Annotated in this window: 20 protein-coding genes; 7 read left to right on the forward strand and 13 right to left on the reverse strand. The window is 63.0% G+C overall.

What is annotated here, in order from left to right; genetic code table 11:
- Nucleotides 1–69 precede the first annotated feature (69 nt).
- The 4 genes from PQR67_RS36245 to PQR67_RS36260 all read right to left on the reverse strand — a co-directional run bounded on the left by PQR67_RS36245 (nt 70) and on the right by PQR67_RS36260 (nt 4,996).
- Nucleotides 70–1,302 carry a multifunctional CCA addition/repair protein gene (locus PQR67_RS36245; RefSeq protein WP_408467605.1) on the reverse strand — a complete coding sequence of 411 codons (1,233 nt, stop codon included), beginning with the start codon at nt 1,300–1,302 and terminating at the stop codon, nt 70–72.
- A complete protein-coding gene (locus tag PQR67_RS36250; protein ID WP_408467606.1) occupies nt 1,299–1,952 on the reverse strand; it encodes a glutathione S-transferase family protein in 654 nt (217 codons plus the stop codon). Before PQR67_RS36250 ends, PQR67_RS36245 begins: the two co-directional genes overlap by 4 nt.
- Before the next feature lie 35 nt (nt 1,953–1,987).
- Nucleotides 1,988–2,941 (reverse strand): complex I NDUFA9 subunit family protein, encoded by a 954-nt coding sequence (locus PQR67_RS36255; protein WP_408467607.1) that lies wholly within the window; start codon nt 2,939–2,941, stop codon nt 1,988–1,990.
- 87 nt (nt 2,942–3,028) lie between these two features.
- Entirely contained in the window at nt 3,029–4,996 is a 1,968-nt protein-coding gene (locus tag PQR67_RS36260; protein ID WP_408467608.1) for a lytic transglycosylase domain-containing protein, read from the reverse strand.
- 77 nt (nt 4,997–5,073) lie between these two features.
- Here PQR67_RS36260 and PQR67_RS36265 point away from each other — a divergent pair, with 77 nt between their 5' ends.
- Nucleotides 5,074–5,616, forward strand: a complete 543-nt coding sequence (locus PQR67_RS36265) for a 5-formyltetrahydrofolate cyclo-ligase (protein WP_408467609.1) — start codon at nt 5,074–5,076, stop codon at nt 5,614–5,616.
- Between the two features lie 70 nt (nt 5,617–5,686).
- Here the strand turns inward: PQR67_RS36265 and PQR67_RS36270 are convergent, their stop codons facing one another.
- Nucleotides 5,687–6,199 (reverse strand): winged helix DNA-binding protein, encoded by a 513-nt coding sequence (locus PQR67_RS36270; RefSeq protein ID WP_054040851.1) that lies wholly within the window; start codon nt 6,197–6,199, stop codon nt 5,687–5,689.
- 207 nt (nt 6,200–6,406) lie between these two features.
- Between PQR67_RS36270 and pxpB the strand changes: the two genes are divergently transcribed.
- The 6 genes from pxpB to PQR67_RS36300 all read left to right on the forward strand — a co-directional run bounded on the left by pxpB (nt 6,407) and on the right by PQR67_RS36300 (nt 12,886).
- Nucleotides 6,407–7,060, forward strand: a complete 654-nt coding sequence (pxpB, locus tag PQR67_RS36275; RefSeq protein ID WP_408467610.1) for a 5-oxoprolinase subunit PxpB — start codon at nt 6,407–6,409, stop codon at nt 7,058–7,060.
- The gene (locus tag PQR67_RS36280) at nt 7,057–8,109 is read left to right on the forward strand and encodes a 5-oxoprolinase subunit C family protein (protein ID WP_408467611.1); all 1,053 of its coding nucleotides are present in this window, start codon (nt 7,057–7,059) and stop codon (nt 8,107–8,109) included. Before pxpB ends, PQR67_RS36280 begins: the two co-directional genes overlap by 4 nt.
- 24 nt (nt 8,110–8,133) lie before the next feature.
- Nucleotides 8,134–8,886 (forward strand): 5-oxoprolinase subunit PxpA, encoded by a 753-nt coding sequence (gene pxpA, locus PQR67_RS36285; RefSeq protein WP_408467612.1) that lies wholly within the window; start codon nt 8,134–8,136, stop codon nt 8,884–8,886.
- Between the two features lie 291 nt (nt 8,887–9,177).
- Entirely contained in the window at nt 9,178–9,927 is a 750-nt protein-coding gene (locus PQR67_RS36290; protein ID WP_408467613.1) for a DUF969 domain-containing protein, read from the forward strand.
- Nucleotides 9,924–10,880: a DUF979 domain-containing protein gene (locus PQR67_RS36295; protein ID WP_408467614.1), complete on the forward strand. Its 957-nt coding sequence runs from the start codon at nt 9,924–9,926 to the stop codon at nt 10,878–10,880. The genes PQR67_RS36290 and PQR67_RS36295 overlap by 4 nt, the downstream gene beginning before the upstream one ends.
- Nucleotides 10,881–11,080: 200 nt before the next feature.
- Nucleotides 11,081–12,886: a tetratricopeptide repeat protein gene (locus PQR67_RS36300; protein ID WP_408467615.1), complete on the forward strand. Its 1,806-nt coding sequence runs from the start codon at nt 11,081–11,083 to the stop codon at nt 12,884–12,886.
- A gap of 85 nt (nt 12,887–12,971) precedes the next feature.
- On the opposite strand, the gene PQR67_RS36305 is transcribed toward PQR67_RS36300, so the two are convergent.
- The 8 genes from PQR67_RS36305 to PQR67_RS36340 all read right to left on the reverse strand — a co-directional run bounded on the left by PQR67_RS36305 (nt 12,972) and on the right by PQR67_RS36340 (nt 20,691).
- The gene (locus PQR67_RS36305) at nt 12,972–13,229 is read right to left on the reverse strand and encodes a BrnA antitoxin family protein (RefSeq protein ID WP_408467616.1); all 258 of its coding nucleotides are present in this window, start codon (nt 13,227–13,229) and stop codon (nt 12,972–12,974) included.
- Nucleotides 13,230–13,271: 42 nt separating this feature from the next.
- Nucleotides 13,272–13,577 carry a BrnT family toxin gene (locus tag PQR67_RS36310; protein ID WP_408467617.1) on the reverse strand — a complete coding sequence of 102 codons (306 nt, stop codon included), beginning with the start codon at nt 13,575–13,577 and terminating at the stop codon, nt 13,272–13,274.
- A gap of 174 nt (nt 13,578–13,751) precedes the next feature.
- On the reverse strand, nt 13,752–14,903 hold the full coding sequence (locus PQR67_RS36315) for a TraB/GumN family protein (RefSeq protein WP_408467618.1): 1,152 nt from the start codon (nt 14,901–14,903) through the stop codon (nt 13,752–13,754).
- Nucleotides 14,896–15,915, reverse strand: coding sequence for a peptide ABC transporter ATP-binding protein (locus tag PQR67_RS36320; protein ID WP_408467619.1), 1,020 nt, complete (start codon nt 15,913–15,915; stop codon nt 14,896–14,898). The genes PQR67_RS36315 and PQR67_RS36320 overlap by 8 nt, the downstream gene beginning before the upstream one ends.
- On the reverse strand, nt 15,912–16,904 hold the full coding sequence (locus tag PQR67_RS36325; RefSeq protein WP_408467642.1) for an ABC transporter ATP-binding protein: 993 nt from the start codon (nt 16,902–16,904) through the stop codon (nt 15,912–15,914). The genes PQR67_RS36320 and PQR67_RS36325 overlap by 4 nt, the downstream gene beginning before the upstream one ends.
- 90 nt (nt 16,905–16,994) lie before the next feature.
- Entirely contained in the window at nt 16,995–17,912 is a 918-nt protein-coding gene (locus PQR67_RS36330) for an ABC transporter permease subunit (RefSeq protein ID WP_408467620.1), read from the reverse strand.
- Nucleotides 17,913–17,919: 7 nt separating this feature from the next.
- Nucleotides 17,920–18,930, reverse strand: a complete 1,011-nt coding sequence (locus tag PQR67_RS36335; protein WP_408467621.1) for an ABC transporter permease subunit — start codon at nt 18,928–18,930, stop codon at nt 17,920–17,922.
- A 132-nt stretch (nt 18,931–19,062) separates the two neighbouring features.
- Entirely contained in the window at nt 19,063–20,691 is a 1,629-nt protein-coding gene (locus PQR67_RS36340) for an ABC transporter substrate-binding protein (RefSeq protein WP_408467622.1), read from the reverse strand.
- Nucleotides 20,692–20,755 lie beyond the last annotated feature (64 nt).

Below are 20,755 nucleotides of genomic sequence, written 5' to 3' on the forward strand. Positions count from 1 at the left end.
TAACAAAGCAAGGAAAGGCCAAAACCATAAACACACAGACAATAAAGCGCCGCGCAGGCAAAAAAACCCTCACCCAACAGCCACCTCAACAGCGCGAACGCGCTCCTGATGCACCGCATCCTTAATCCCGCCAGGCGAGTCAGCAAGCCGCTTAGCCACCGCCCCAGCATCAACCCCGCGCGCCGCAACAAGCGCAACCCGCAGCCGCTCAGCCTGCGGATACTCCCGCATCTCAAACCCAAGCCGCCCGCGTGCATCCGCCTCGCAAGCCTGCAAAGCTTCAGCAAACCGCGCCGGTTTCCGGATCGCATCGCTGCGCTCAAGCAGCCTCACCAACGCGGCCGCTCCCATCTCCATCACGCGATGAATATTCCCATGCTCCCGCGCGACCAGCAGCGCCAGATCGCGGCATTCATTCGGTACCCGCAGCCGCTCGCACAAAGGTTTCAGCAAATCCACACTGCGCCCCTCGTGCCCGATATGCCGGGGCAACACGTCGTCCGGCGTCGTCGCTTTACCCAGGTCATGGGTGAGCGCCGCGAACCGGACCGGCAACGCGTACCCCTGCTGCGCGGCATGGTCGACCACCATCATCACATGCACGCCCGTATCCACTTCGGGGTGATAGTCCGCCCGTTGCGGCACGCCGAACAACGCATCGATTTCCGGCAGGATTCGCGCCAACGCGCCGCATTCCCGCAGCACCTCGAACATCCGGGACGGCTTCTTCTCCATCAAACCGCGTGACACCTCCTGCCACACGCGCTCAGCCACCAGCGCGTCCACCTCGCCGTCGCTCACCATCGCACGCATCAGCGCCATCGTCTCCGGCGCCACCGCGAAATCGACAAAGCGCGCCGCGAACCGCGCAATCCGCAAAATCCGCACGGGGTCTTCAAGAAACGCACCGCTGACGTGACGAAACAGCCGCGCCTGCAAATCGCCCCGCCCGTTGAACGGGTCGATCACCGGGCCGGTCAGTTCGCCGTCCGGGCGCATTTCGCGCGCCATTGCATTGATCGTCAAGTCGCGGCGAGCCAGATCCTCTTCGAGCGTGACGTCCGGCGCGTAGAAAAACTGAAAGCCGTGATAGCCCGCCGCGGTCTTGCGCTCGGTGCGTGCGAGCGCATATTCCTCGTGCGTTTTCGGGTGCAGGAACACCGGGAAATCCTTGCCCACCGGACGGTAGCCCTGAGCCACCATCTGCTCGGGGGTCGCGCCGACCACCACGTAATCGCGGTCCTGCACCGGCACGCCCAGTAACTCGTCGCGAATCGCGCCGCCGACCGCGTAAATGTTCATGGACATTCGTCTTGATTGGGAACGGTGTGCGTTTCGCGCAGCGCGTCGTCGATCCAGGCCTTCACCGCCGGCAGCGCCGTCACGCGACGCACATAAGCCGCCGCGGCTTCGGACAAGCTGGGTTGCCACGTGTTGAAACGCATCACCACCGGCGCGTACATCGCGTCAGCAATGCTGAACTCGCCGAACAGGAACGGGCCGCCGTAGGTCTCAATGCAGTGGCTCCAGACCGCGTCAATACGCGCGATATCGGCAAGGGCGCCCGGTGTGCGGTTCTTGCCGGGAAACGACGCGCGAATGTTCATCCACATATTCGAGCGCAATTCGCCAAAGCCCGAATGCATCTCGGCGCTCACACTGCGCGCGTGACTACGCGCTGCCGGGTCGCGCGGCCACAACGCATGCTGCGGGAAGCGCTCGGCCAGCGTCTCGGCGATCGCCAGCGAATCCCAGGTGGCCGATCCGTCTTCGCCGATCAAACACGGCACCTTGCCCGGCCCCGTCGGCGCATAAGCGAGAATCGCGGACTTCGTGCCGGATTCATTCAGATGAATCAGCACCTCCTCAAACGGGATGCCGAAATGTTTGACCAGCAGCCACGGACGCATCGACCACGACGAATAGTTCTTGTCACCGATAAGCAGCTTCATGCTCTGTCTTTGTATAAGTGAGTGGATAAAAGAATTCAGCGTCCCGCGCTGGCGCGAAACGTGTCGAAGCGCGAACGCGTCGACGCACCGGTCAGATACACGGGCGCGATAGTTTCGATGCTGACGGGCTCGATGCCGAGTTCAGGCGCAAGCGGTCCGCTCAGCACGTTGTCGACTTTCATCGAATCGAGATTGTCGCGCGAAATCACCGGTTCCCCAGGCGCCATTTCGAACGTCAACGCCTGCAGGCGCGCCAACGCTTCTGGCAGGCGAATAATCCGCGCGTGCCGGCCAATCACGTCGCCGCAATATTCGACAAGGTCTTCGAGGGTATAGACGGTCGGCCCACCCAGTTCGTAAGTATGGCCGCTCGCGGCATCGAGATCGAGCACGTTGCAAATCGCTTTCGCCACGTCGCCGACATACACCGGTTGGAATTTCGCGTCCGGCATGGCAAGTGGAATCGCCGGGAACATGCGCTGCAGGAAAGCGAACTTGTTGAGAAGCTGGTCTTCGGGACCAAACACCACGGACGGCCGGAAAATTGTCCACGCCAGATTCGCCGCATGCACGGCCTTTTCGCCGTCGCCCTTGGAGCGCGAGTACATGCTCGGCCCGTTCAGGTCGGCGCCGAGTGCGCTGATGTGAATCAAACGATGCACGCCCTTGCCTTCGCAAGCCGCCACGATCCGGGTCGGCAATTCGACGTGCATGCGCGCGAACTCCGGGCCATAAGGCTTGCCGCGTTTGCCATGCAACGTGGCAACGAGATTGACGACGCAATCGGCGCCTTCGACGAAACGCGCGAGTTGCACCGGATCGAACACGTCGGCTTCGACTACGTCGATGGGCAGCAGGGTCAGATGGCGGGCGTTGTAGCGGCGCCGGGTGGCGATGCGCACGTCTTTGCCCATTTCAACGAGGGCGTTGACGAGATAGCTGCCGATAAAACCGGAACCGCCGATGACCGCAATGGCTTGGTGTCGCATTTTCGACTCCCAGGTGGAAGCCGCGGCAACGGCTGGCGTGGCGCACCGCCGCGTCAGAGCGACACGGCGGCGGCACGGCGCTTACGGTTACGGTGCGATATAACCCAGACGCGCCTTCAGCGATTGCGGACGGCCTTCGAACAATGCCGCGTAGTAGACCGTGTTGGACAACACATTCTTGACGTAGTCGCGCGTTTCCTGGAACGGAATCGCCTCGGCAAAGATCGCGCCTTCAACCGGACGCTGCAACGATTGCCGCCAGTTGCGCGGACGGCCGGGACCGGCGTTATAACCGGCGGTGGCCAGCACGGCGGACCCGTCGAACTGATTGTAGATCATGGACAGGTAGTTCGTGCCGAGCAGGATATTGGTGTTGATATCGTTCATCTGCTCGCGCGAAATCGGGCCGAGGCCGATCTTCTTCGCCACCAGTTGCGCGGTGCCCGGCATCAACTGCATCAGACCGCTCGCGCCGACTTCCGAGCGCGCGTTCATGATGAAGCGCGATTCCTGGCGAATCAGCCCGTACGCCCATTCGACGTCGAGCCCATTCGACTGCGCGTCGCGCTCCACAATGTCCTTGAACGGCGACAGATAGCGCAGCGAGAAATCGTGCTCGCTCTTTGTGCGGTCCGCCGTGTTCACGGTGCGGTCATACAACTCGATGCGGCGCGCGTACTCGGCCACGGCGATCAGTTGCCGGTCGCTCATGTTGCGCAGCGGCCAGTTCCATTCGCGATTGCCCTCGAGCCGCAGATTCAGCGCATAGAAACGCTGCGCCAGATCGAAGCCCGGCGTGTTGCCGGCCTGCTGGATTTCGGCGTCGGTCACGGTGGTTTTCGGCGGCACAGTGATCTTCTGGCCGAGTTCTTCCGAAGCCAGTTGGCCGTAGAAGTTGAAGCCTTGCGAGATCGACCCGAATTCCTGATTGGCCGTGGCCGTGTCGCCGGCTTGCTTGAGCGCACGGGCATGCCAGTACACCCATGACGGCTGGTTGCGCAGTCCCGCCGGCATCTGTTCGATCGACCAGCGCACCATTGTCCAGTCGCCCGCGAGCAGCGCCGTGCGGGTGCGCCATTCATATGCCGGGGTCGACAGAGGCGCATTCACTGAGAGCCGGTACCAGTCGACCGCGCTCGGCATCTGCTTGACCGCGGCCTGATAGGCAATCGTGCCCCAGCCGATGGCGCGCTCGGGCGAGCTCAACGACGGCGCCACCGAGGCGAACGTAGCTGCTGCCATGGCGGGGTCGTTGCGCGCCATGCGCGTGATCGCGAGCAGCGCCAGTTGATGCGACTGCGTATCCGGACCGACACCGCGTGCCAGCAACAATGGTGGCGTACTTGTGGCCTGACCGAACAGCACGGGGTCGGGCGGCTGGTTGCTGAGCGCATCGACGAGCTTGCTGCCGGTGCTGGTGTAGTTCTGCTCATACGCGAGACGGATCTGTTGCCACACGTCGTCGGAGCTGAATTGCTGGTTGACTGCCAGCGCGGTAACCAGATCGACGCAGCCGTCGCCATACCACTTCGGATCGACCAGCAGCGCACGCGCCGCGTCGGCAACATTCTCGCCACGTGCGGCGCGCGATTCGAGCGCGTAGCACTTCACCTGCGTATCGTCGTTCAGCACGAAGCGCGCGTATTGCTGATCGAAATTACGCCAGTCGTGACGCGCGCCGAGCACCGTGAGGTAGTCGTTGCGCAGGCGGTCGGCAATGGCCTGGCCGTCGTATTTCTGCAGGAACGACAGCACCGGCGCATCTGGCGCGTCGATGCGCGCATGGCCGCCGGAATCGAACAGCTGCGGCTTGATCTGGAAGTACTCCAGATACGAAGGTGCCGGATAACTCGGGATCATGCTCGCCAGTTGCGCCGCACGCGCCGCGTCATTCGTGCGGGCGGCTTCGCGAAGCTGGACGAAGATCTGGTCGTCGTTCGTGAGTTGAGAAAGTGCAATGGGCTTGACAGCGGAGGCCGTGCTGCACGCGACCAGTGCCGCTGCGGCAAGCGCCAGACCGGCCGCGCGATATACTCGATAGAGGCGTTTTGACATCGTTGTTTCTGGAGCGCGAATTGAACCCAAGCATAGCATGCAACCCTGCCGCAGAATCGAAAAAGGCGCTGCGTCGAATGCTATTGGAAGCAAGGCTACAAGCGGCTTCCGAGCCGGCCCGCAATGCCGCGCTCAGCCGTCGCATTCTCGACACGTTGAAGCGCTATGGGGTGAGCAACGCCGGGTTCTACTGGCCGCTGGCGGGCGAGTTCGACGCACGCGCCGCGATCGCGATCTGGCTCGCGGCAGACGCGCAACGCGAGGCGAGCTTACCGGTCGTCAAGGAACGTGGCGCGCCGCTCGAATTTCACGCATGGACGCCGGATACGCCAATGAAGATCGGCCATCACAAGATCGCCGAGCCCACTTCGGGGCGCGTCGTCGTGCCCGATCTGTTGTTCGTGCCGTGTGTCGGCTTTGACGCCGATGGCTTCCGGCTCGGTTACGGCGGCGGCTACTACGATCGCACGCTCGCCACCTGGCCGGGGTCGACGAAACCGGTCACGGTCGGCATTGCGTATGAAGCGTGCCGGACCGACGCGTTGCAGCGCGAGGCCCACGACATCCCACTCGATCTGATCGTGACGGAAGCCGCCTGCTATCCCCACCCGGCGGATTAAGCGGTTGACGAGCCCGGTGCGGCGCGCGTCCTTCACTGCGGCCTCCGCCCAGCGCCGAGGCCGGGCCCCGTTATAAAGACGCCGCCGCCCGCGCGGCCGTGTCGTACAGTCCGGACGCATTGCGCATCAGTTGTGCCGCCTCGCCGATCTGCTCGTTGGTCAGGCCGCTTTCCTTCAGCGTCGAAATCAGGCAGCTCTCGCGCACCTCGCGGTACTTCAGGCAGAGTTCGCGACCCGCATCGGTGGCCGAGAAGAACACTTCCTTGCCGGTCTTTTCGCTTTTTACATACCCTCTAGCTACGAGCTTCTTCAACGCATAGGTGGCGACATGGGTGTCTTCGATGTTCAGCACGAAGCAGATGTCGGCCAGTTTCTTGCGCCGTTCGCGATGGCTGACGTGATGCAGCAACGAGACTTCGATCGCGGTCATGTCCTTTTCGCCGGCGGCCGACATACAGCGCACCATCCACCGGTTGAACGCGTTGCCAGCCATGATGAGCGCGTACTCCAGCTCGGACAGCTCCGCGCTTGTGTCAGACACGAGATGTTCCGAGGAGACGATCTTGGTGGGGTGGCGCGACATGGTGAAATTTCTCGAAAAACACGATGGAAAGGTGTCGGGAGTGTACGACGAGCAGCCCATTCCCGGCAGCCTGGCGAAAACGCTTATTGAGAATTTGTCGATATTTTATTGATAATGTACGCTCCAGACATCGCGGACCCCGTGCCGACCAACACTCATGGGGTCCGATATGCTCGACAATTCCGACTCGACCAGGGCCACTAAGCGATGAGCCAACCCAGAATCTTTCCATTCGGTGATGCCGCGCTGGTCTGCGAGGCGCCGCCGCCTGCCACGCTGGAATGTCAGCGGCGCGTATGGGCCACCGCCGAGGCCGCGCGCGACTGGCCGCATGTGCTGGAGGTCGTCCCGGGCATGAACAATCTGACGCTCGTTTTCGATTCGCTCGAAGCCGATCGCGACTTGCTGGTGAACCATCTGCAAGCGGCCTGGGACGCGGCGAGCGACGTGCCCGCAACCGGCCGTGAAGTCGAAATTCCGGTGCAATATGGTGGCGAATTCGGGCCCGACCTTAAAGCGGTCGCCGATCACACCGGCCTGAGCGTGCGCGAGGTCGTGCAACGCCATGCGGCGGGCGAGTACGTGGTGTTTTTTCTCGGCTTCCAACCGGGCTTTGCCTATATGGGCGGGCTCGACGAAGCGCTGCACACGCCGCGCCGCTCGTCGCCGCGGCTTGAAGTGCCGGCCGGTTCGGTCGGCATTGGCGGTGAGCAAACCGGCATCTATCCGGCCACCTCCCCCGGCGGCTGGCAGTTGATCGGCCGCACCGAACTGCCGCTGTTCGATCCGGCCCGGCGCCCGCCCACGCTGCTGCAACCGGGTGACCGGGTGCGCTTTACCATTGCGGGGATACACGCATGATCGATGTGATCCGCGCGGGTCTCCTGACTACGATTCAGGACCTCGGCCGTCACGGCTACCGGCACCTCGGCGTCGCGATGGGGGGCGCGCTCGACCGTTTGTCGCTCGAAGTCGGCAATCGGCTGGTTGGCAACCGGCCCGACGCGGCCGGCCTGGAAATTACCTTCGGTCCGACCGTGCTGCGCTTTCTGCGTGCCACACGCGTGGCCATCACCGGCACAGAATTCGGCGCGACGCTCGACGGCAAGCCGGTCTACTCATGGTGGAGCCTGCCGGTGCAGGCCGGCCAGGAGCTGGTTCTGCAAACAGCCAAGCGCGGCATGCGCGGCTATGTCTGTATCGCGGGCGGCATCGACGTTTTGCCGATGCTCGGCTCGCGCAGCACCGATCTCGCCGGCCAATTCGGCGGACTCGGCGGCCGGGCGCTGCGGGATGGCGATCGCCTGCCGGTCGGCGCGCCGCCGCAACGCGGCCACCTCGGCTTTACCCCCGAAGCGCCGGAGTTCGGCGTGAAAGCGCCCGCCTGGTGCAAGTTCGTGCTGGTTCACGAGCCGCTGCGGCGCGGCCGTCATCCGTCAGGCGTGCCATGGGCCGTGCCGATCCGCGTGCTGCAAGGCCCCGAGTACGACAGCTTCACTGAAGAAGCACACGCATCGTTCTGGTCCGACGAATGGCTGGTTACCCCAAACAGCAACCGCATGGGCTACCGTCTCGCCGGCACGCAACTGAAGCGTACCCAAAAAAGCGATCTGCTCTCGCACGCAGTGCTGCCCGGCACGATTCAGGTGCCGCCGAACGGCCAGCCGATCGTGCTGATGAGCGACGCGCAGACCACCGGCGGCTATCCGAAAATCGGCGCAGTGATCCAGGCCGACCTATGGAAGCTCGCCCAGGTTCGCCTGAACGCCGCCATCCGTTTCATCCCGACGACGCCCTATGAGGCGCGCCAGGCGCTACTGGAAGAACGCACCTATTTGCGGCAGATCGACGCCGCGATTGCCATGCACGAAGAACGCTGCGCGCGCCAGCCGGCGGTCGCGACGCTGTAACACTAAGTAGAGTAGAGGAACACCATGGAAATCGATTTGAACGCCGACCTCGGCGAAGGCTGCGGCTCCGACGAGGCGCTGCTCGACCTCGTCAGCTCCGCCAATATCGCGTGCGGCTGGCATGCGGGCGGCGCCAACGCAATGCGCGACTGCGTGCGATGGGCGGTGCAAAAAGGCGTGTCGATCGGCGCGCATCCAAGCTTTAACGATCCGGAAAATTTTGGCCGCAAGGAAATGGATCTGCCGGCCCACGAGATCTACGCGGGCGTGCTGTACCAACTCGGCGCACTGTCGGCGATCGCGCAAGCCGAGGGCGGGCGCATCGCGCACGTCAAGCCGCACGGCGCGCTTTACAACCAGGCCGCGCGCGACGCGAAGATCGCCGACGCGATCGTCTCGGCGGTCCATGATTTCGATCCGTCGGTCGCGGTGTTCGCGCTCGCCAACAGCGGACTCGTGAGCGCCGCCCGCGAAGCGGGTCTGATCGCCGTCGAAGAAGTATTCGCCGACCGCGGCTATCGCGCCGACGGCTCGCTGGTGCCGCGCAAGGAGCCGGGCGCACTGCTCGACGACGAAGAGGTGGTGCTGGAGCGCACGCTCGCCATGGTGCGTGAGCGCCGCGTGCAGGCCGTGGACGGACACTGGGTGCCACTCAACGCGCAAACCATCTGCCTGCACGGCGACGGCCCGCATGCACTGGCGTTCGCACGACGCATCCGCAGCGCGCTGGAAAGCGCCGGCATTGAAGTACACGCGGCAGGCGCCGCGCGCGTCTGATCCACACATCGGTTCACGCGAGCCGGTCAGCGCGAGCCACCCCATTGCCATGCCCTGAACGCCCCGCTCCTCGCGGGGCGTTTGCCAGGTGCAGGATGGTTTGCAGTACCCGGCGTGGAACAACGGCGGTAGAACAACCGCTGTAGAACAACAATAAGCAGCAGGTGCAGGTGTAGTCGAAGCAACGCGGCCAGCAAGAGCCGTGGCAGCAAGACGGCGCGTGGATCATCAGGCGCCGGCCCACGTTAGCCGCCATAAGCGGCGAGGTTGAAACCCTGTTTGGAGATCCAGATGCAGACAACAGTCAGTCTATGGCCGCTCATTGGCGTGGCCGTCATCATCGTCGGCTTTTTATTACGGTTCAATCCGATGTTGATCGTGGCGGTTGCCGCGATCGTCACGGGTCTGGCCGCGCACTTCCCGCCTGAAAAAATCCTTGCCGAAATCGGTACCGGCTTCATCAAGACCCGCAACATTCCACTGATCATCCTGCTGCCGCTGGCGGTGATCGGCCTACTGGAGCGGCATGGCCTGCGCGAGCGCGCGCAGACATGGATCGGCGGCATCAAGGCCGCGACCGCGGGACGTTTGCTGATCGTCTATCTGCTGGTGCGCGAGCTGACCGCCGCGGTCGGACTGACCGGGCTCGGCGGCCATCCGCAGATGGTGCGTCCGCTGATCGCACCGATGGCTGAAGGCGCGACTGAAACGCGCTTCGGCAAAATCAGCGACGCGGTTCGCTTCAAGTTGCGCGCCTTCTCCGCGGCGACCGACAACGTCGGCCTGTTCTTCGGTGAAGACATCTTCGTCGCGTTCGGCGCCATCGTGCTGATGACGACCTTCCTGAAAGAAGCCGGCATCGTCGTCGAGCCGATTCACGTGGCCGTCTGGGGCATCCCGACCGCGATCTGCGCATTCTTCATTCACGGCTTCCGGCTGTATCTGCTTGACCGCAGGCTCGAGCGCGAACTGCGCGGCAATGCCGCAGCGAACACCGCCTCCGTTTCGCCGACGCAACCCGCCGCAGGAGACAAAGCATGACTCTCACGATTACCTATCTTTTCTGGCTGCTGGGCGTGGTGCTGCTTGTCATCGGCGGCATGATCGTCACGGACAAGGAGCACCCGCGCCGTTTCACCGCTGGCGGCTTCTGGATTCTTTACGCGCTGATTTTCCTGATCGGCGACAAGCTGCCGGCCTCGGTGGTCGGCGTGCTGGTGATCGTGATGGCGCTGGCTGCGGGCTTCGGCGGTGTGACCGCGGCCAAACCGAAGCTGCTGTCGCTCGAGGCCCGCAAGGCCAGCGCCGCGCGTCTGGGCAACAAGCTGTTCGTGCCCGCGTTGACGATTCCGGTGGTCACCGTGGTCATTACGCTGTCGGCCAGCCATCTGATCTTCGGCGGCATGCCGTTGATCGAGAAGGCTAACGTCACGCTGATCGGCTTCGGCATTGGCTGTGTGATCGCGCTTGCGATTGCCTGCGTGATGACGCGCGATACCGTCGGCCAGTCGATGAAAGAGGCCCGCCGTCTGGTCGATGCGTTGTCATGGGCCGCGGTGCTGCCGCAGATGCTCGGCATGCTGGGCCTCGTGTTCTCGGACGCGGGAGTCGGCAAGGCGGTCGCTCACGTGACCACGGCCTACATCAGCCTCGACTACCGGTTTATCGCCGTGGCCGTGTACTGCATCGGCATGGCGCTCTTCACGATGGTGATGGGCAACGGCTTCGCCGCGTTCCCGGTGATGACAGGCGGCGTCGGCGTGCCGATTCTGGTCGGCGTGTTTCACGGCAATCCGGCGGTGATGGTCGCGATCGGCATGTTCTCGGGCTACTGCGGCACCCTGATGACACCGATGGCCGCGAACTTCAACATGGTGCCGGCGGCGCTGCTGGAGTTGCCGGACAAGAACGCGGTGATCAAAGTGCAAGTGCCGACCGCCTTGACCTTGCTGGTCGTGAACATCTTCCTGCTGAATTTCCTGATGTTCCTGTAGGATTGTTGAACTGGTCGCGTGCGAGAAAGCGGTAGCGCACGCGACCGGAGAGTTGCATAAGCCGTCGAGAACGAATGCCGCCGAATTAGGATGCGTCCGATCGTCAGCGTGAATACCTGAACCTAAGCTGGTGGATGGTCTCCCATCCACACGCGCCGGCGCACGCAATGCGCGCCGCCGGCGCTCTCCAGCAGGTTCTCATGGAACAACCCTCCCACCTTGACACCGCGAGCGCCGGCGCGCCGCCTTCCGCTTATCTCGCCTCTCTGATCGAGGCCGCGCTCGAAGCACACCAGGCCGGCCACCTCGACGACGCCGAGCCTTTTTACCGCGAAGCCCTCGCACTCGACCCAACGCATGCCGGGGCGCTGCACTACTTCGGCGTGCTGCAGCATCAGCGCGGCAACCATAGTTTCGCCGCGGAACTGATGAGCAACGCACTCAGGCTCGATCGCACCGATGCCGCCTGCTGGAGCAACCGCGGCCTCGTGGCCGCCGCGCTCGGCCATCCGCAGGAAGCCATGATCTGGTACGACCAGGCGTTGCAGTTGCAGCCGGATTTCGCCGACGCGCGCAACAATTTCGGCGTCGCGCTGCAGGCACAAGGCGCGTTCGACGAAGCGATCGGGCAATATCGGCTGGCGCTGGCGGCGAATCCGCTATTCATCGACGCGCTTCTGAATCTCGGCAGCGCGTTGAGCAAGCTCGACCGCTATGACGAAGCACTGGCGTGCTATAAGGACGCGCTGGCACTCGACCCGCAATCGGCGGAAGCGCACTTCAACGCGGGCAATGCGCACACCGCGCAGGGCAATCACGAGGCCGCCATCGCCAGTTTTCAGCACGCGCTGCTGCTGCGCCCCAACTACGCGGAAGCGCATGTCAACCTCGGCAGCCTGGTCGGCAAACGTGGCGACTACGCCGGCGCAGAAGCCCAATATCGGCAAGCGGTCGCACTCAAGCCGAACCCGACCAATCTGGTTTGCCTCGGCGCATCGCTTGGCTCGCAAGGCCGTCTCGACGAGGAGGAAGACTTCTATCGCCATGCGCTGGCACTCGATCCCAACTACGCGGACGCGCATCAGAATCTCGCGTGGCTGCTGCTCAAGCGCGGCGACTATAAGCAAGGCTGGGCGGAGTTTGCAAAGCGCTGGCGCAAGCACGATTACGAGACGATCGCCGTGCCGGATATTGCCGAGTGGCATGGCGAGCCGCTCGACGGGCGCAGTCTGTTGCTGGTCGGCGAACAGGGTTTCGGCGACCACTTCCAGTTTCTGCGCTATGCGCGTGAGCTCGAACAACGCGGCGCCACGGTTGACATCTGCGTACGCGAGCCGTTGCTGCCGCTGGCTGGACGCGTTCCGGGCGTGCGTCGCGCGTTCAGCGGCAAGCCTGACGGCGAGTACGACTTCTGGGTACCGATGATGAGCGTGCCGTCGTGCGTCGGCACCGAACTGTCGAGCATTCCCGCCGCCGTGCCGTATATGTTCGCCGACAAGGCGCAGATCAAGACATGGCGCAAGCGGGTGGACGCAGCCGGCAAATCGAAACGCAAAGTGGGGCTGGTGTGGGCCGGCAGTCCGACGTTCGGCAACGACCGCTATCGGTCAGTGGCTCTGGCCGACCTGGCCGCACTGAGCGAGGTAAAGAACGTCGCCTGGTACGCACTGCAGAAAGGCCCGGCGCACGATCAGTTGGCTGATGCGCCCGAAGTTTTCCGGGCCCACGATTTCAGCGCCGATCTGCACAACTTCAACGACACCGCCGCGCTGATCATGAATCTCGACCTGGTGATTGCCGTGGACACCGGCGTGGCCCATCTGGCTGCCGCGCTGGGAAAACCCGTCTGGGTACTGCTGCCTGCTAATTCGGATTGGCGCTGGCTCGAAGAGCGCAGCGATTCGCCGTGGTATCCGTCCATGAAGCTATTCCGGCAGACGGCCTTAGGCGATTGGACGCAGGTGGTCGAACGCGTGTCTGAAGAACTCGGTAAGAGCAGTCGATAAAACCGGGGCTGCGCGGATTTCAGGCGTTCACCCCAGCGCCTTCTCAACCCGTTCACGCGCAGACAGAATCCCGCTGCGGCGCGCCCTAAGGACGACGACGCTGCTGCGCCAGCATATAGGCGCGCAACAACTTGTTGATGCGCGTCTGATAGCCCGCTCCCTGCTCTTTGAACCAGCTCAATACGTCCGAATCCAGGCGCATTGTCACAGCCTGTTTCGGCGGAACGTGCAACTCGGCGCGATCGAAGAAATCGTCGCCCAATTCAGGCACGTCGCTCGTGTCGATTTGCGCGTCGTCCGCCTTTGCAAGTCGCTTCCAGTCGGTTCCTGATGTTTTACCCATAATTTCGCCTCTGCTCGTTTCCAGCCATTGCCAGCATGCAAGTCAATTCCAGACGCTGTGCTTGTAGCGTTTGACCTCGTGCTTTGTCGCCTTGCGGGCCGAAATGATACGAATCACATCCGTACTGCGCTCGACGTACACCACCACGCCCACGATGGCGGTCATCCAACCTAGCGCGATCCAGCGATCCTCACCATAGTCATCCCGCTGGTCTATCGCGGTCAGTACAGGATGATCGAATACGTCGACGGCATCTCTAACGTCGATGCCATGCTTACGGATGTTGATTTGATTCTTGACTTCGTCCCACTCAAAACGCACACGCCACCCGTATTGACGTTTGTACATACATCATAGCACGCATAGATAGCTATGCCCGAGTGCACCGCGAGCAGTTTGCGGCGCACGTCAACATCGGACTGATGGTTCAGATTTCCGGTTCCTGTCTCGGCCGAACGGCCTACCCCGGTTAGGACTGTGGTTGGTCACGACACCTATCCGGCGCAAAACCAGAACAACGTTTTACCCCGCATCGACCACGAACCCGTGCTGCCGCAATAGCTGCAGCACACCCTTGCGGCCGCCCAGATGCAATGCGCCGATCGCCACGAACACCGGCTTGTTCGGCCCGGCGATCAGCAGCATCCGCGACACGAAGCGCCGGTTGCGCTCGTACACGATCTTGTTGTCGATCGAATCGGAGATGCGCTTGTCGCGCGCCAGCTTTTCGGACTTCGCCGCCTGCCAGGCCGCAATCGCATCGGCGTCCCCTACTCGCCACAGCCGATGCAACGTCTTCACATCGTCGACATTTTCCTCGGGCGTCTGCACCAGGTCCTGCGCCAGCATTTCGCGCTGTTGCGCGAGCGTGAGCCCAGTGAATGCGCGCATCTGCTGATGCAGCGTCTCAAGGCCGACGATCTTGCCGCGCGTCCTGATATACACGTTTTGCAACTGCGCTTCCGTGCCGTACTCGGTCTGCAAACCGGCGCTCAGCGAATCGTAGGTTTCGACCACCAGGGACGCGAGCCAGGGCCGCATCTTCTTGATTTCATCCAGCGCCGCGGGATTGCCACGCAGGCGCGCGGCCAGCTTGCGCCACAAAGGCTCGGGCAGCAGGCCCGGCAGACAGTCGCGGCGGCATATGCCGTACTTCGATACGTCATCTTGCGAGACCAGCAGTTCGTCGGGCGAGAGTTCGAGCGCCAGCGTCGACGAGGCCGCCAATGCGCCGAGAATCGGCGCGCGGAACGGTTGCTGGGGCGGATAGTCGGCGGGATCGCCGACGTGCAACGTGCCGAGCACGTAGATGGTGGTGGTGCCGCGCGTCGCGACATAGAACGGCATGCGCGCCGGCTGCAGGCGCACCGGACCGCTCGCCGTGGTGCCTGGCGTGGCGGGCGGCGGATTGAAACCCGGCAAGGTGGCGCGCGGCGGCGCCTGCAGATTGGGCACCGGCATCGCCGGCCGCCCGGCCTGAGCGGGCGTATTGGCGGCCGCCCCGGCGGCATGCGCGACCCCGACTGGCGCCGCGCTTAAAAGAAAGACACAACAAACGCCGAGGAGCACGGCACCGGTCAGTGCACGCGCTCCCCAGCGCCGCGCGAAAGCCACGTGGCGGCCGTCATCACGCGAGCGGCGCGTAAGACGACGCGCCGCCACTGCATCAGGCATCCACGTCCCCCACCTCCTCGGCACGGTGACATGACACCTGACGGCCATCCACTTCACGCAACTTCGGTTCTTCGCTGCGGCACCGGTCGATCACGTACGGGCAGCGCTGATGGAACGTGCAACCCGACGGCGGATTCAGCGGCGACGGCATTTCACCTTGCAGCTTGATCTTGATGGTGCGATCCGCCTCGAAGATCGAAGGCGTGGCCGACATCAGCGCACGCGTGTACGGATGACGCGGGTTCGAGAAAATCCGCTTCTTGTCGCCAAGCTCCGCCACGCCACCGAAGTACATCACCATCACATCGTCGGCGATGTGCTCCACCACCGACAGGTTGTGCGAGATGAACACGTAGCTGGTTTTGAACTGCTCCTGCAGATCCATGAACAGATTGAGAATCTGCGCCTGGATCGACACGTCGAGCGCGGACACCGGTTCATCGGCGACCACGATCTGCGGGTCGAGGATCATCGCCCGCGCAATCGCCACGCGCTGACGCTGACCGCCCGAGAACATATGCGGATAGCGCTTCGCATGCTCCGGACGCAGGCCGACCGTGCGCATCATCTGCGCGATCCGTTCGGCGCGTTCGTTCGAGCTGAGTTGCGTGTTGATCGCGAGCGGTTCGCCGAGCGTCTGCTCGACGGTCTTGCGCGGATTCAGCGAAGCAAACGGATTCTGAAACACCATCTGCACGCGCCGCCGCAGCGCGGCGATCTTCGCGTGATCCGCACCGGCCACGTCCTCACCGTCGATCAGTAAGCGGCCCGCGCTGGGCGCTTCGATCATGGTCAGTTGCCGCGCGAGCGTCGATTTGCCGCAGCCGGATTCACCGACCACAGCCAGCGTCTTGCCGCGTTCAAGCGCAAACGACACGCCGTTCAACGCCTTCACCGTGCCCGAGCTAAACATCCCGCGCTTCACCGTGTAGTAACGCGCAAGCTTGTCGGCAACCAGCACGTGATCGCCCGCATGGCCCGACTGGCGCCGCGGTTCGAGTACTGCGTTCATCGTGCGCCTCCATGGGTATGAACGTTGGCGTCGCCGCTCAGGTTCAGGGGTTTGATGCAGCGCACCCGCGCCACCTCAGCGTGATCCTGCATCGGCGCCAATGCGGGACGTGCCTTCATGCAGTCGTCGACCACGTACTTGCAGCGCGGCGCGAACAGACATCCTTTGGGACGGTCGTCACGCCCCGGCACCATGCCCGGCAGCGCGGCGAGCCGCACCGCGCCGATATTGTGCTCGGGAATCGCCGCCAGCAACGCCTCCGTGTACGGATGATGGGGCGCCGCAAAGATATCCGGCACACGGTTGGTTTCGATCACTTCGCCAGCGTACATGACCGAGACGCGCTGCGCGACCTCGGACACCACGGCCAGATCGTGCGAGATCAGCACCAGCGCCATGCCGCGCTCCTTCTGCAGCTTGATCAGCAACTCCATGATCTGCGCCTGGATCGTCACGTCGAGCGCGGTGGTCGGTTCGTCGGCGATCAGCAGCTTCGGGTTGCAGGCGATCGCCATGGCGATCATCACGCGCTGGTTCATGCCGCCCGACATCTGATGCGGGAACGACGTGATGCGGCTCTTCGCGTCCGGAATGCCGACCTGGTCGAGCAACTCCAACGCGCGTTTGTCCAACGCGCTGCCGCGCAGGCCTTCGTGCAGCTTGAGCACTTCCTTGATCTGATAGCCGACCGTGTAGCTCGGATTCAGACTGGTGAGCGCGTCCTGGAACACCATCGCGATGTCTTTGCCGATGATCTTGCGGCGCTCTCGCGCGGACGCCTTCAGCAGATTCTTGCCGTTGAAGGTGACTTCGTCTGCGGTGACTTTGCCCGGCGCGTCGATCAGGCCCATCAGCGCCATCATCGTCACGCTCTTGCCCGAACCCGATTCGCCGACCACGCCGACCACTTCGCCCGGCGCGACGTCGAGGTTGATCCGATCGACGGCGGGCAGTCCGTTGAAATTCACCGCGAGATTGCGGATGGTCAATAGATTGTCAGCATGCGCACGGCCGCCCGAAGCGTGCTGACCCGCCCCCTCGGGGGGCAGCGAATGAAGTGAGCGTGGGGGTTGTTCCATTCAGGCCATCCGTTTCAGTTTGGGATCGAGTGCGTCGCGCAGCCCGTCGCCGAGCAGATTGATCGCGAGCACCGAGATCAGGATGGAAAGACCCGGCATCGTGACGATCCACCAGGCGCTGTCGATATAGTCTCGCGCCGAGGCCAGCATCGCGCCCCACTCCGCCGACGGCGGTTGCACGCCGAGGCCGAGAAAACCGAGCGCGGCGGCATCGAGAATCGCCGACGAAAAGCCGAGCGTCGCCTGCACGATCAACGGTGCGGTGCAGTTCGGCAGCACTTGCGAAAACATCAAACGCAACGTACTCGCGCCAGCCACGCGCGACGCCGTCACATACTCTTTCTGCAGTTCGCCTTGCGCCGAAGCACGCGTTAAGCGCACATAACCCGGCAATGCAACGATCGCAATAGCCAGCATGGTGTTGACGAGGCCCGGACCGATAATCGCGACCACCGCGACGGCGAGCAGCAGCGAGGGCAACGCGAGCAGCACGTCCATGATGCGCATGATCGGCGTATCGGCCCACTTCTCGAAAAACGCCGCGATCAGGCCGAGCACGATGCCCGGAATCAGCGCAAGCACCACCGAGACGAAGCCGATCCAGAACGACAGGCGCGCGCCGTACATCAGGCGCGAGAGGATGTCGCGGCCCGCTTCGTCGGTACCGAGAATGAACTTCCAGTTGCCGCCGTCGAGCCATGCGGGCGGAATCTTGACGGAGTCGCGATACTGCTCGATCGGGCTATGCGGTGCAATCAACGGCGCGAAAATCGCAATGAAGATCAACGCCAGCACGATAATGCCGGCGCCAACCGCGCCACGGTTACGTGAGAAATTCGCCCAGAATTCACGGACGGCGATGACGCGACCACTCGGGGGAGTGACGGCCTGGGGGGCTGTATTTTGAATGTCTGCCATTTTGGATTTACCTCGTATGGCGGATGCGTGGGTTCAGCACGCCGTACAACAGATCGACGACGAGGTTCACAACAATAACAAGCGTGGCGATCATCAGAATACCGCCCTGCACCACCGGATAGTCGCGCCGGCCGATCGCGTCGATCAGCCACTTGCCGATACCCGGCCACGAAAACAGCGTTTCGGTCAGCACCGCGCCTGCCAGCAATGTGCCGACCTGCAGGCCGATCACGGTCACGACCGGAATCAGTGCGTTACGCAAGGCATGCACGATGATCACGCGCGCGGGCGACAAACCCTTCGCACGCGCCGTGCGGATGTAATCCTCGCGCAGCACTTCGAGCATCGACGAACGCGTCATCCGCGCAACGACCGCCAGCGGAATCGTGCCGAGCACGATGGCCGGCAAGATCAGATGGCTGAGCGCGGATTTGAACGCGCCTTCGTCGGTGGACATGAACGCGTCGATCAACATGAAGCCGGTCACGTGCGGAATGTCGTATTCGACCGCGATGCGGCCCGACACCGGCGTCCAGCCGAGGTCCACGGAAAAGAACATGATGAGGATCAAGCCCCACCAGAAGATCGGCATCGAGTAGCCGGTCAGCGCCGTGCCCATCACGCCGTGATCGACCACCGTGCCACGCCTCAGGGCCGCGAACACGCCCGCCGGCAAGCCGACGATCAGCGCGAACAGCATCGCGCAGAACCCCAGTTCAACGGTGGCGGGAAAACGTGCGAGGAATTCGCCCATCACGCTGGTATTGGTGATGATCGAGGTGCCGAGGTCGCCGTGCGCGGCGCGGCCAACATAGTGGATGTACTGCATGGGCAAAGACTCGTCGAGCCCGAGGCGATGCAGCGCGGCGGCATGCATGGCGGGATCGACGCCGCGCTCGCCCATCATCACTTCGATGGGGTCGCCCGGTATCAGGTGAATCAGCGCGAACGCGAGGATCGTGATGCCGATGAAGGTCGGTATCACCATGCCGATGCGGCGCAAAACAAAGCGGAACATGGTTCGTCCCTATGGTCTTGATGAAGAAAAAACGCAACCGGCGACGAGGGCTTGTGACCCCGGTCGCCGGACCATTTCGACCAGTTTTCTAACCGTGCGAAAAGCTACTGCGTAAGCTTGACTGTATTACCTTTACTTGACGCTGACGCCGTCGAAGCGCGCATAACCGAGCGGCTCGATACGCATGTCGACCACCTTCTTGCTGACAGGCTGGTACACGGTCGAGTGAGCGATCGGCGAGAACGGCAGTTGCTGCGCGAAAATCTGCTGCGCCTGCATGTAGGCCGTCGTGCGTGCGCCCTGATCGGACGTGACGCGCCCCTTCTGGATCAGATCGTCGAACGGCTTGTAGCACCACTTCGAGAAGTTGTTGCCGTTCACCGCCTCACAACCAAGCAGCGTGCCGAGCCAATTGTCCGGATCGCCGTTGTCGCCGGTCCAGCCGATCAGCATCGTGTCGTCTTCGCCTGCGTGAGCGCGCTTGATGTACTCGCCCCACTCATACGTGACGATCTTCGCCTTCACGCCGATCTTGGCCCAGTCGGCCTGGATCATTTCCGCCATCAGACGGGCGTTCGGGTTGTACGCGCGTTGCACCGGCATCGCCCACAGCGTGATGTCGAAGCCGTTCGGATAACCGGCCTTCGCCAGCAGCGCTTTGGCCTTGTCCGTATCGTACGAGGCGCTCTTCAGGTTCTTGTCGTACGACCATTGGGTCGGCGGCATCGGGTTCGTAGCGGCCTGGCCCGCGCCTTGATACACCGACTCGATGATCGCCTTCTTGTTGATCGCCATGTCGAGCGCCTGACGCACTTCGACCTTGTCGACCGGCTTGTGCGTCACGTTGTAGGCGAGGTAGCCCAGGTTGAAGCCCGGCTGCGACGGCATGTCGATGTTCGCTTCAGCCTTCAGCGGCGCGATGTCGGCCGGGCGCGGATAGCTCATCACCTGGCATTCGTCGCGCTTGATCTTCTGCACGCGCACACCGGCGTCCGGCGTAATCGAGAAGATCAGCTTGGAAATCTTCACCGCGTTCGGCTTCCAGTAATCCGGATTGCCGTCGAAACGGATCGTCGCGTCTTTCGTGTAGCTGCGGAAGATGAACGGGCCCGTGCCGACCGGGAACTGGTTGATGTCGGCGGCCTTGCCGGCCTTCAGCAACTGATCGCCATACTCAGCCGACAGGATCGACGCGTATTCCATCGCCAGATTCTGGATGAACGGCGCGTTGACTTCCTTCAGCGTGAACTTGACCGTGTACGGATCGACCTTTTCGACGCCGGTGATCAGCTTGTCGAGGCCCATGTCCGTGAAGTACGGGAACTGGACCGGGTACGCCTTACGGAACGGCTGGTTCGTGTCGAGCATGCGCTGGAACGTGAACACGACGTCGTCCGCGTTGAATTCGCGGGTCGGCTTGAAGAACGAGGTGGTCTGGAACTTCACGCCGTGGCGCAGATGGAACGTGTAGGTCTTGCCGTCCGCGGAGACATCCCACTTTTCCGCCAGACCCGGCTCGACTTTCGTGCCGCCGCGTTCGAACTCGACGAGGCGGTTATAAACGGTGAACGTGTTGGCCGTGAAGTCGACACCAGTCGTGTACTGGGCCGGATCGAAACCCGCGGGACTGCCTTCTGAGCAGTAAACCAGGGTTTTATTCGGAATCTCGGCGCGCGCAACACTTGCGCCCACCATCGATGCCGCTGCGGCTGCGACGAGCGTCGTAACACGCGCGGCGCGCAACAGATTGTTTTGCTTCATGTTTCCTCCAAGTTCGAGGCCGGCTGACGCCAGCGTAGCGCGATATTACTTGAGCTTGGCTCGC

The organism is Paraburkholderia fungorum, assembly GCF_046026025.1.
Taxonomy (GTDB): domain Bacteria; phylum Pseudomonadota; class Gammaproteobacteria; order Burkholderiales; family Burkholderiaceae; genus Paraburkholderia; species Paraburkholderia fungorum_E.